12 protein-coding genes are annotated in these 10,978 nt (G+C 58.2%); 8 read left to right on the top strand and 4 right to left on the bottom strand.

Translation table 11 applies throughout. The features are described from left to right. Positions 1-163: 163 nt before the first annotated feature. The 3 genes from NDI79_RS22975 (at position 164) to NDI79_RS22965 (ending at position 2,479) form a co-directional block, all read left to right on the top strand. Entirely contained in the window at positions 164-505 is a 342-nt protein-coding gene (locus NDI79_RS22975) for a hypothetical protein (RefSeq protein WP_310930950.1), read from the top strand. Positions 506-507: 2 nt separating this feature from the next. Beyond that, positions 508-1,578 carry a DsbA family oxidoreductase gene (locus NDI79_RS22970; RefSeq protein WP_310930949.1) on the top strand — a complete coding sequence of 357 codons (1,071 nt, stop codon included), beginning with the start codon at positions 508-510 and terminating at the stop codon, positions 1,576-1,578. Positions 1,579-1,654: 76 nt separating this feature from the next. Beyond that, positions 1,655-2,479: an IS5 family transposase gene (locus tag NDI79_RS22965; protein WP_310930948.1), complete on the top strand. Its 825-nt coding sequence runs from the start codon at positions 1,655-1,657 to the stop codon at positions 2,477-2,479. Positions 2,480-2,634: 155 nt separating this feature from the next. Here the strand turns inward: NDI79_RS22965 and NDI79_RS22960 are convergent, their stop codons facing one another. Further along, positions 2,635-3,321 carry a Cap15 family cyclic dinucleotide receptor domain-containing protein gene (locus NDI79_RS22960; protein ID WP_310930947.1) on the bottom strand — a complete coding sequence of 229 codons (687 nt, stop codon included), beginning with the start codon at positions 3,319-3,321 and terminating at the stop codon, positions 2,635-2,637. A gap of 1,025 nt (positions 3,322-4,346) precedes the next feature. Here NDI79_RS22960 and NDI79_RS22955 point away from each other — a divergent pair. Continuing rightward, positions 4,347-4,766 (top strand): hypothetical protein, encoded by a 420-nt coding sequence (locus NDI79_RS22955; RefSeq protein WP_310930945.1) that lies wholly within the window; start codon positions 4,347-4,349, stop codon positions 4,764-4,766. Between the two features lie 30 nt (positions 4,767-4,796). Here the strand turns inward: NDI79_RS22955 and NDI79_RS22950 are convergent, their stop codons facing one another. Continuing rightward, positions 4,797-5,738 (bottom strand): nucleotidyltransferase domain-containing protein, encoded by a 942-nt coding sequence (locus NDI79_RS22950; RefSeq protein ID WP_310930944.1) that lies wholly within the window; start codon positions 5,736-5,738, stop codon positions 4,797-4,799. Positions 5,739-5,896: 158 nt separating this feature from the next. Between NDI79_RS22950 and NDI79_RS22945 the strand changes: the two genes are divergently transcribed. Together NDI79_RS22945 and NDI79_RS22940 are read left to right on the top strand one after the other, a co-directional pair. Continuing rightward, the gene (locus tag NDI79_RS22945; protein ID WP_310930943.1) at positions 5,897-6,778 is read left to right on the top strand and encodes a nucleotidyltransferase domain-containing protein; all 882 of its coding nucleotides are present in this window, start codon (positions 5,897-5,899) and stop codon (positions 6,776-6,778) included. Positions 6,779-6,781: 3 nt separating this feature from the next. Continuing rightward, positions 6,782-7,426: a Cap15 family cyclic dinucleotide receptor domain-containing protein gene (locus NDI79_RS22940; RefSeq protein WP_310930942.1), complete on the top strand. Its 645-nt coding sequence runs from the start codon at positions 6,782-6,784 to the stop codon at positions 7,424-7,426. A gap of 496 nt (positions 7,427-7,922) precedes the next feature. Here NDI79_RS22940 and NDI79_RS22935 read toward each other — a convergent pair whose 3' ends face one another. Continuing rightward, positions 7,923-9,530: an AAA family ATPase gene (locus NDI79_RS22935; RefSeq protein WP_310930941.1), complete on the bottom strand. Its 1,608-nt coding sequence runs from the start codon at positions 9,528-9,530 to the stop codon at positions 7,923-7,925. Positions 9,531-9,744: 214 nt separating this feature from the next. On the opposite strand from NDI79_RS22935, the gene NDI79_RS22930 reads away from it, so the two are divergent. Both NDI79_RS22930 and NDI79_RS22925 read left to right on the top strand, forming a co-directional pair. Next, positions 9,745-10,008: a DUF433 domain-containing protein gene (locus NDI79_RS22930; RefSeq protein ID WP_310930940.1), complete on the top strand. Its 264-nt coding sequence runs from the start codon at positions 9,745-9,747 to the stop codon at positions 10,006-10,008. Between the two features lie 10 nt (positions 10,009-10,018). Further along, positions 10,019-10,351 carry a DUF5615 family PIN-like protein gene (locus NDI79_RS22925; protein ID WP_310930939.1) on the top strand — a complete coding sequence of 111 codons (333 nt, stop codon included), beginning with the start codon at positions 10,019-10,021 and terminating at the stop codon, positions 10,349-10,351. Positions 10,352-10,371: 20 nt separating this feature from the next. Here the strand turns inward: NDI79_RS22925 and NDI79_RS22920 are convergent, their stop codons facing one another. After that, positions 10,372-10,935 (bottom strand): DUF7437 domain-containing protein, encoded by a 564-nt coding sequence (locus NDI79_RS22920; RefSeq protein ID WP_310930938.1) that lies wholly within the window; start codon positions 10,933-10,935, stop codon positions 10,372-10,374. Positions 10,936-10,978 lie beyond the last annotated feature (43 nt).

Raw genomic sequence — 10,978 nt, 5'->3', positions numbered from 1 at the left:
CGCCGACAGCGACATCTTTCTCTTGATCCTCTCCGTGACTCCCTCATCAAGTCCGGGAACGGAACCGATTCGACACAGAACTCAAGCTTCAGAGGCGGTTAGCTGAGGATGTTTCGTGAGGTACTGAGGGTGGGAGATCGAAGTCCTCCCCCTCGCCAAGGCGATGGAGCCGTGGCAGTTCAAGGAGATGCTCCCATGGTATCGGGAGCACGGATTCCAGAACTTCGCCTTCTACGCACGACAGTACTACACTCACGGGAATCGGTTCAACACCCTGAGGGTGCACACGAACAATCTCGTGGACATCGTCGACCCCGAGAACGTCTTCATGATTGCTCTCCTCGGCAAAACCCACTTGCGGAAGCTCCCGTCTCGGGTCAACGGCGCGAGTGGGCTCAAGCAATTCATCGACAACTGCGACTACGACAACGAACAGTTCGAGCAGTGGCGGGCCGACCTCAAAGCGAACTCTCTGAACGCACGAGACGACCTCCTGGAGTACTAACAATGGGTAACAGTCCTACTGGAACGAGCGAAAGCACCGACGACGAACCGGAAGAGGAAGAGCCCGAGGTCCACCCGGACCAGACGGACTTCGACGAGCACGACACTCCCGAGACCGACGACTCCGACGAGGAGGAGACCCCAGCACCACCCGCCGGGGGCGATGGCGGCGGTGGTGCAGGTGGTGGAGGAGGGTCTGGTGCCGCTCCTGTTACTACTGGCGGTGAGGAAGCTCCCGAAGGAGACGAACCGGAAGACGAGCCAGAAGAGGAGCCACCTGAAGGGGGTGAGCCCCAAGAGCCTCCGGAGCCGGAAGAACCGGAGCAGCCCGAGGAGACGGACGATGCTGAGGACGAAGACGAGGACGAGGAGCAAGAGCAAAACGAGGCAGAGATAACCGTCTACACCGACCCCTGGGACGTTACGGGCTGGGGCAACGAGCCGGACCTCCGTCGCTTACAGGAGACATTCGGAGACAAACTCACAGTCGAGTACGACGTCCTCCCGGCTCGTACGATCGAGGAGTGGGAGGGCGACACAGAGATGCCCATCGTCGACGACCCGGGCCTTCCCGAATCCACAGCGGATTCATACCGGGCGCTCACCGCTGCTCAAGAGCAGGGTCTCGCCCGCGAGTACCTCCGACGACTCCGGATCGCGGCGTTATCTGAGGGCCGTGACATCGAGAGCGAGGACATCCTTGTCGAGCTCGCCGCAGAGGTCGGACTCGACGCCGACCAACTCCGAGAGGATATGGCGAATGTCGAGGTCAAGGAGCCCGAACCCGTTGAGGAGACGCCACAGATGGAGGGCACGATCGCCGACATCCCGCACTCCTGGACCGAGAACATCGAGTTCGGTCGGGTCTACGGGCGCATGGTTGGCGAGGGTGTTCAGCCCGAGCCGACGGGGAGGATGATTCCTCAGTTCGTCGCCGAGTACGAGCCGGTCACTACCGCCGAGGTGGCGGAGACCTTTGAGCTGGACCAAGACCAAGCAGTCGAGGAACTCCGGCAGCGGGAGAACGTCGTGTCCCGCGACTTCGGATCCGGGACGTTCTGGTTCCCAATCTAAGTGCCCTGTTGAATAGCGACCTAATCAACCGATATCACGGGTTTAGAAGGATGAAGCCGAGGAACTCGAAGTTGGTATGGAAGTCGACCTCCTCGACTTCGTTGAGCAGTGTCGTCACCTAGCTAAACAAGCGTTGGGGAAGTATGCGGGCGAGCCCGCCAGCGGCGGGTTCGCCCGCTGGGTCCATGTCGTACTGCACTGCTTTCGGCTCGAAGAGGGCCACAGCTACCGCGAAACGCCGAATCGACTGGAGTATATGACTGAGATTCGCGATGTACTCGGCCTAGATCAGGACGATCTCCCCGAGTTTACCACGATCTACAAATCGTTCGACCGGCTGAAAATGTGGGTGTGGCGGGCGTTGCTGCGCGTTTCAGCGCAGCAACACCCGCACTCTGGACACGCTGCACTTGACAGCACGTTCTTCGACCGACGCTCCGCCTCATCGTATTACCGCCAGCGATCCGGAAGCACCGTTCAGACGCTGAAAGTGACGACGCTAACCGATGTAGAGTCTCTTGCTGTCCTTGACGTCCATATCTCAGCCCGGTGGAAACACGATACGAAGACAGGGCCGCAGGTCGTCCGCCGGAACGCGGACGACCTGCTGTCCGTGGCGGCTGACAAAGCCTTCCACAACTGGATCACGAAATACGAGTTCTACGCACTCGGCGTCGACCCACTCATCTTACAGCGTGGGTCGAAGCCACTCACGGTCGGTCATAACGCGCTCATCCGGGCAAAAGGCTACTCGCAGCGCTGGATGGCCGAGACTTCGTACTCGACAACGAAGCGCTCGCTCGGCGATGCCGTGCGAGCGCTTGGCTGGTATCGACAGTTCCGTGAAATTGTTCTGATGTTCGCCATCATCAACATAGAATCGCTGTGTGAGCCGCTGTAACCGTGACTCAGCATCTATTCAACAGAGCAAATCTAAGGACTCCTGTACAGTCCATGGCGGAGACTGATTGGAACGCTCCGAACTGCGTACTTACCGATAATTAGCCGGTTAGCGCACTTGTCTGGCGGGGGTAACCGATCGGTCGGATAATCGGTTTACTTCTGGGGCTCATCGCTATCTCGAGTGAACTCCATCGTGCCATACGTCGTTTTCTGGCTGCCGTCCTGCTCGGAGGCACGGGCAGGCCCAGTGTAGTAGTAGCCCGCCAGCCGGTCTATCGACTCGCGGTATGTAAGCCGCGCCGTCCCGTCGTATGGTCCTTCGTCTTCTGCCTGCTCGTCCACGTCTGCACCCTCGTTCTCGTACAGATAGGAGACCTTCGTGTGCAGCGTTCCCTCGGTCTGGAAGCTGGCTCCCGTGCTGACTGAGGGCGACCGCTCAGTCTCAAAGTGCACGATAATCTTGCTCCACGTCTGCTTGATATCCAGCGTGGCCGGCATCGGTTGGTGGCCGCCATCGGCGAGGTAGTCGTCTGGAATCTCGCCCTCGTAGCTGGATCTGATTTCGCCCTCCCAGTGCCCGGTTAGGTCGGGGACGGCTACTATGAAATCGGGCATCCAGGGCTTGTTCCACAGTCGACGATCGAACACTCGATGGATCAGGCCGAACACGACCCCGAACGCCAGACCAGGAATCAGCAGCGGTGGCATCTCGAATGGGATTTGCTGGTAGAGCCAGGGGAAGACGTAGACATTCAGCACAAACACGATGACGAACGCGATGACGCCCAAGATTGCCAGAAACGTCGATCGGAACTCGTTATCGCTGGAATAGACGTGCATGGCTCTGTTGAAATCCTCAGTCTGTGGCAGATTTGGGGATGGTCGGTAAGTACAGCCTCCACACGTACCGCTCAATTCAGAATATTATCGGACAACAACGAAACCCGCGAGAACAAGTAATGCACCATAAGAAACCGTTAACAGCGGCGTGGTAAGACTGGAGGTCGAACCAATCGTGAGCCAGAGTGAAGTACCCAAACAACTCAGCGCGACGAGTGAGCTGAAGATTTCGATACGACGTGGCTTGGCAGCCCCAGTACGGACTCGGCTATACAGAGCGTGTCCAATCACAGCGATAGGGAAGATGCCTGCGACCACAACCGCGAAGTGAACTGCAACCACACCGACCATATTGAGTACTGGAATACTGTCTCTCACGAGTGTCCCAAGAGCGTATAACCCGAGCAATCCCACCAGAAGAACAGCAAGTGAGCGTTCAACGCTTTTGGCCGACGGACGGGGGAAGCGGGATACTGTCTCATCCATGCGAAATAGTCACGCCCGAAGAATCATAAGGACTATGTCAATAATCAGAGGAACATCCCGAATCACCAGTTCGCACCTCAGGTCAGATAGGAGAAGCCGCTCAATGAACTGAACCTCTCGCACGAACACTCCGAGGATTCACTTCATTGAGCCGGCGACGACTACGTTGTTGTTCTCTCGGTCTTCGGTAAGTACAGACAAAGCACTTACCGAAGGAGGGGATATATCGGATAATGCCCGCAATTCAACAAAAAGACGTTATCTCTCTGTTTGGTGCATTGATTCTTGGGTTTGCCCTCTTTCTACTCATCAATTACCTCAGTTTATTCGGAGTGGTGACTGTGGACTCAGATTTAATTACTATCTCGTTAGGTGTCCTCATTGGATTCGTGATTGCTCGCTTCAGCAACTCACGATAGGTTCGCACACCTACTGAGCGGCTGTTTCTGTCCAACCCAACCGGTGAGAACCCACCTCGATGTGGTGAGCAATTTCGGTAAGCACAAGGTATTATGTATATTCGCCAAGATTATGAGGCTATGTCTACCCAAGCGAGCTGGAACGTTTCCAGTCTTTTTGAGAGGAAAGGCGAGGGGCGTCCTCCAGTAGATATTCTTGGTCTTGTAGCTGCGTTAGTGGTATTCGCAGTCGGTTCGTTTTGGATGGCGTTTCTGGCTCAGCTATCAGGGCCGGTCGTTGAAGGTGGAATCAACCCACAAACGGTCGCCAGTTTACAATGGGGGGCCGTGGGAGTTGTACTCGGTGTCTTAGCAGTCTTCGTGTATCAACGAAGGCCTATCGGCTGGTACGGGACACTCACAGCCGCGATGGTCGGGGTAGTTCAGGCTGTGAGAGTGGGTATGAATTCCGACCTACTCCTACTTGGAGCGGTGTACGTGGCAATCCCGTTGGTAGTGACTTCCATTCTACTACGCCGTCGTGGGAGATTTCTTGGGTAGTAGATTCGCAGTTTTCATCGGTCGGCTGTTTCAGGCGAGAATATGTCTGAGGAATAGGATTTCAACAGAGCCACGTGCATTCATCTGGTTGGACTCGGCGTTCTCCCAGTACGTTTCCAGGGCATCGACAAACAGCTTGGCGTGCCAGGTGTCCCATTTCGTAGACCCACTGCCGAAAAGGTCCGTTACTTCATTCTGGCACTTCCAATCGGAGTAGTCGGTTTCCTGCAGATAGTCAACGACCTTGACGTACCGTTCTTGGAGGTCATCGGTATATCGCCCCGGCGGGACGTTGTAGAGGAGACACTCGATGAAATAGGACGCGACGATGTCGTCGGTGATGTAGCCGTCCGCGACGACCTCCTTGCGAGCGTTCTTGAACATCCGCACGGTCTCCTTGAACCGGTCGTCAGTCTCGTCCTGCTTGTCTGCGCCGTACTCTCGATGGCGCGTCGGGTAGTTCACGACCGAGGAGTTCGAGCCCGTCGGCCAGAAGATGATCCCCTCGTAGTAGCCCTGCGGGAAGTTGTAGTAGTGCTTGTACTTGACGCACACCACAACGTCGGCGTCGAGCGGGAGGCCTGGAGCCGAGATCTCGATAGCGTTCCCAGACGGATCGAACGTACCCTCCGGGTAGGTGTCCTGGAGGACGCTCAGCACGTCGTCGCGAAACTCGTCGTAGCCGTAGTCGAAATCCTCGTCGTTGATATCTTCCTGGTCTTCCGGGTCGAGGTCGTGGAAATTGAAGTACTCGAACTCGTCGAGGCGAACGACGATATCAACGTCACTCGAGTCGCGGATGATCGTGTTGTTCGCGTACGACCCTTGGAGAAAATCGTGGAATTCAACGTCATCTAGTGTGTCGCTGTCGTTGAGTGCGTTCCGGATCTTCGTATGGGTGTCCTGCGCTGACTGGAGGGCAGCCCGTTTCGGGTCGGTCCAGCTTTCGAGCGTGTCCTCATCGATTGCCATAGCAGCCTCCAAAAGAAACTGACATCGTTTCGAGGATAGGCGCGATGGTCACGACTTAATATGCCTGCTACTGCCCCTTAACGGTTCGCAGAGCAAGGTGAAAGTGGAACCGGGAAGATTTTGGCGTTCGGTCAGGAAGAGTCTGTAACTCCCTCCCCATGGCGATAGACTCAGGGACATTGGAATCGTGGGCGCAGTACGATAGTGGCCCTATCGATTCCGCGAAGCGAACCCACAACCGAATCCAGAACGAACTGCAGTCCAGCAACACGCTCGCCGACGCGAATTTCGATACGTATCTGCAGGGCTCCTACGCGAACTACACCATCGTCCGGGCGAGCAGCGACGTCGACATCGTGGTCCAGCTCAAAGATGTGTATTATGTCGATCTCTCCGGTCTCACGCCAGATGAGCGGGACAGATGGCGGCGGAATTCCGGCGACCCAGATTACAGCTGGCAAGCGTTCCGCACTGATGTCGTCGACGTGCTGGAGTCTCGATTCGGATCCTCGGCTGTCGACCCGGTCGGGAAAGCCATTGAGGTTGACACGAGCAAACTGCCGCTCAATGCCGACGTGCTCGTCTGTGCCGATCACCGAGACTACTACAACTACCCGAACGGCTACCACTCGGGTATCGCGTTCTTCGACCTCACCAACACGAAGATCGTCAACTACCCGAAACAGCACATCAGTAAGGGGAGCACCAAGCAGTCGAGCACGAACGACCGGTTCAAGGAGACCGTCCGCATCTTCAAACGAGCACGGAACTATCTCGTCGACAACAACGCGCTAAACAAAGAGAACGTCCCGTCGTACTTCATCGAGAACTTGCTGTACAACGTCCCAGACGGGCGCTACACATATGACAAGCAGGATCGCGTCGAGAAGATTCTCCGCTATCTCAATACGACCGACTACAGCAACTGGACCTGCCAGAACGGCATCACCGACATGTTTGGGTCGGGACCCGCTGAGTGGAACACACGGTACGCGGACCAGTACGTCGACGCGATGGTCACTCTCTGGGACAACTGGTAACTCATGCACACGTACTCCACAGACAACGACCTCCGCCCGAAGGTCTACGGCGTTCTGGCATTACTCGCCTACGGAATTACGATCCTCGTGGAGCTCGTGACCACGACGCTTTCGACCGTCCTCCCATTTGCGGTGGGATTCGTTGTCTCGTGGGGTCTTGCATTCACTGTCGTCTGGAAGATTCACGACCGGTGGTTCTGGAAGACCCGTATTGCACGGGCACTTGGATTCACTCGCGTCCCGAATCTCAACGGCAAGTGGGAGGGCTGGATCGTCACCTCGTACGAGGGAGACATAGACGACCAGGCGCTCCATCCCGATAACGCTCCTAGTGAGGACGGCCAGAAAATGAAAGCGTGGCTCGACATCGACCAGACGTGGCGGAAGATCAACGTCCACTTCGAGACGACCCAGACGCCGTCGGACAGTAACGGCGCAACGATGCTGACCGAGGAAGGGAAGTGGCCCAGTCTCAGTTACCAATACGAAAATCCAGGCTCTCCGCTTGTTGAGGGGTTGGACATGCACTTCGGGACTGCGTCTCTGGAGTACCGCGACGAAGGCGATAGGGAGACGCTCGAAGGGCTCTACTACACTGGCCCGGGACGCGATAACAACGGTCTGATGTACTTCGAGCAGGTCGATTGACCGGAACATCTTTGCGTTCCTGACAGTTAACGCGAGTTATGACCGAGACGAAGAAGTGCCCTACCTGCGATGGAAGTGGTGCTACGGCTGATCCGCAGACAGGGTTTGGAAACTGTCCGAAATGCGACGGGACTGGAACGGTTTCCCGAGGAATGCACGAAAATCTCACTCAGGGTCAGCGACAGGCTCTCGGGACTGGTGGTGGGGCTATTGCTGGCTTCGCAGCTGGCGGACCGATAGGTGCACTAATTGGTGGAGGCCTCGGACTGATTTTCTCGACGGACGACGACGATGACGGTATTGGTGGCGCATAATTGATAATAGATCTATTAGCTAACTGCCTCCGAATCGAGGCCAATCAATCTAGGAGCTGACGAGAGATACTCTGCGGAGGTTCCCATCGCGGTACATCCTAAACTCTTCCGGCACGACATCCTCGAATTTGCGCCCGGTCACTCGTACTTAAATGATCGAGAAATAACATGAAAGTCACTCCTTACAAATAGTCATTCAGCGTCTCGTAGGTGTCCTCTGGATACTGATTCGGCTCAGCGACCGCCCACACCTCGTTCTTGACCGCCGCCTTTGGGGAGGCGCCATCCTCGATGTGCTCGCAGAGAATCGTTAGATTTCGCGTCGAGAGCGTCGGCCAGTTCTCGTTCTGCCGGGTCTGGTGGGCGAACTGGACGATCTTCCGGAGCGTCCCCCGGTCCACAACCTCGTGACTGGCGTTCACCTGTGCATCCAGCGTCGCGACCTCCTCGTCGATGTCCTGGATGTAGGGCTGTTCAAGTGCCCGGAACCGACCACGAGTGGCCGAATTCATCGGCTCGGAATCCCGGTACTCACGGGTCGGCGGATTCATCGTAATCACGATTCGCGCCGACGGATGGGGTTCGACCAGCTCTCCGTGTGCTTTCACGAGGAGTTTGCCCTCGTTGAGCAGGCGATGGAGAGACATCGCGGCGCCGGCCCGCATCACGGGGAATTCGTTGAGTACCAGCACCGACCCATTCAGTAGTGCTTGCTTTGCGGGCCCGTTCCTGGGTGCGATCAGCCCGTCCTCGGTGGGCGTGAGTGGCCCGAAGAGGTCTTCCGTGTGGGTCGCCTCGTCACAGTCCACCGAGACGTAGCCACGGTTCGTCCGGTGACACAGGTACTTGACGAGGTAGTTCTTCCCGGAGCCGCGTGGGCCAACCAGGCGGATCGGAACCAGCCCACGGGCCAGTTTCTTCGCGAGCAGTTCGTCCAGTGGAAGCTGGAGACGCGGCTCCGTCGGAATCGCCGGCGGAATCACTTCCCCCGACGCACCGACCGGCAGGGCATCGTCACCCGCCTCGGGATGCGTCGCGGCCTTCGGGACATCGGGATGGTTAGGATCGTCGAGGACGTGTAGGCCTGTCGGCACCGGGTCCTGTTCGTTCCGGCCGATATCGGAGACGTACTGGGCCTCGACAGCGTCCGGATCGAGCCCCTCGGATCGATAGCGCGGTTCGCCGACAGGCTCGGTGGCAGCGGTGACATCGACCACCTGGGCGGTCCCTCGACCGGTCGTCTCATCCACGCGTCGACCGTATCGGACGTCGGCACTCCGGGCGAGCCACACGCCAACGGGGACATGTCGGGGTGCTGCCTGGATGATCGCCTCGGCGCGACTCTCGGTTAGCGTCCCGGTTAACCCGGCGAGATCACCGACGTCGGCGTCCGCGAGATCGGTGAACGTCGCGTAGCCGGCGTCACGGAGTGCGGTCGCAATGCTCTCGGTGACGACCTCGAGGGCTTGAAAATCGGCAGTCCCAGCAGCGCCCGCAGGGCCACCGAAGGCCTCCGTGATCACGGCCGGCTCCTCACCCTGCGGCGAGACCCCGACGATGGTCGTACTTCTACCGGTCCCCCGGTCGAGAGTGAAAACCCCCTCGGCAGCACCAGCATCGATGAGGTCCGCGGCCTCCTGATCGCCGATATCGACGTAGTCGCTGACCCGGAGGGTCACGCGTTCGAGCGGGACACTCCCACCTTCGCGCTTGAGTAGACGATGGACGAGGTGTGAGAGGACGACGAGCGGTTCCGGCCGGTCGACAGCATCTGGATCGGATGAAGACATGGCTGAGGGACGGAATCCGCGTGGGAATCCCGCCACCCGATTGTGGGTCGATAAATCAGCGGTGGACCGAGACTCGGACAGAACACCGGGTCTGGACCGCCTCATCAACCCGGGTGGTTATTACGTGAGACACGCTAGTAGCGTACAGAGGCACCAACGGATCATGGCTGGAACTGGGTCACAATCGAGTTCGGACGGGACGATGCCGGAGATCGTGAAGACAGACGATGTCCTCGGCGGGGACCCCCGGATCGAGGGACACCGTATCGGCGTGTATCACATCTACCAGCGCTACGTCGACGGAGACGACACGCCAGAGGAGATCGCCACGAGCTACGACATCTCGGTCGCCGAGGTCCACGCCGCGCTCGCGTACGCCTTCAGCCACCCCGAGGAGATGCGTACCATCGAGACTCGGAACCAGTCGATGTACGAGGAGCACGCGCCGAACCGCCTCGTTCCTGACGAGACCACCTAGAGGACGTTCGATGGAACTGCTCGCGGACGAAAACGTCGAGACCGAGTGGATACAGGCCCTCCGCGACGACGGCCATGATGTCGTCCGCGTCGTCGACGTTGGGGATCTCGGGGTAAGCGCGTCTGATCCGGACGTCCTAGCCGTTGCAACCCGAAAGGACCGCGTTCTGCTGACAGCCGATCAGTCGGATTTCAGTAATCCACCGGCAGACGAGCATCCTGGTATCATCATTATCGCGGACGTGACCCGGACGGGCGGCGAAGTGAGACGTGCGGTTCGCCGAATCGAACGGTCAGTCTCCGACCTCGCCGATCACGTCGCGTACGTCAGTGACTGGCTGTGACCGTCTGCGGAGAAGACTCGTTATTCATCGACTGCCGCGTCCAGTTCGTCGACGTTGGGGCTCTCTTCGAGATCGACATCCAGGAGCACGTCGCGCATCTCCTGCAGGATCGTCTCGGCTTCGAGCACGGGGAGGTCCTGCTCGCGCGCCGTGATACGGGCATTCATTCGGCCTTGGACGTAATCACGGGCGTACTCAAGGACGGTCGCGAGGCCGCCGACGCCGTGCCGGTCGAGAAACAGCTGAATGTTCTCGTTCGTCTCGCGTCGGGCGAGCGCGACGAACAGCGCCGGCGTAATCTGATAGGAGTCGTCGGTCTGGATGGTGAGGTCGATCTGGCGGGCTTGGTACCGATGCGGCTGGTTGTCCGTAACGCGCTCGAGAATACCGCTTTCGATGAGATGGTTCACGTCCTCGTAGACGGTCGTTGTCGAACTATCGAGACCCTCGGAGAGTTCCTCGACTGTCGGGGTATCGAGAGTGAGCACCCGGGCATAGATCTGCGCATACCGCTGGTTCGTCACGACATCGGAGATGGCGAGCATCGCATCGAGTGGATGTGAGTCCCGAGCAGCCTCCGACATGTATTTCGCTTTCCGTGGATTCTGTAAAACACTGTCGCCGGAC

The sequence above is a fragment of the Halogeometricum sp. S3BR5-2 genome, assembly GCF_031624635.1.
GTDB classification, from domain to species: domain Archaea; phylum Halobacteriota; class Halobacteria; order Halobacteriales; family Haloferacaceae; genus Halogeometricum; species Halogeometricum luteum.
The sequence above is the reverse complement of the archived record's forward strand: the minus strand, read 5'-3'. Positions and strand labels throughout refer to the sequence as shown.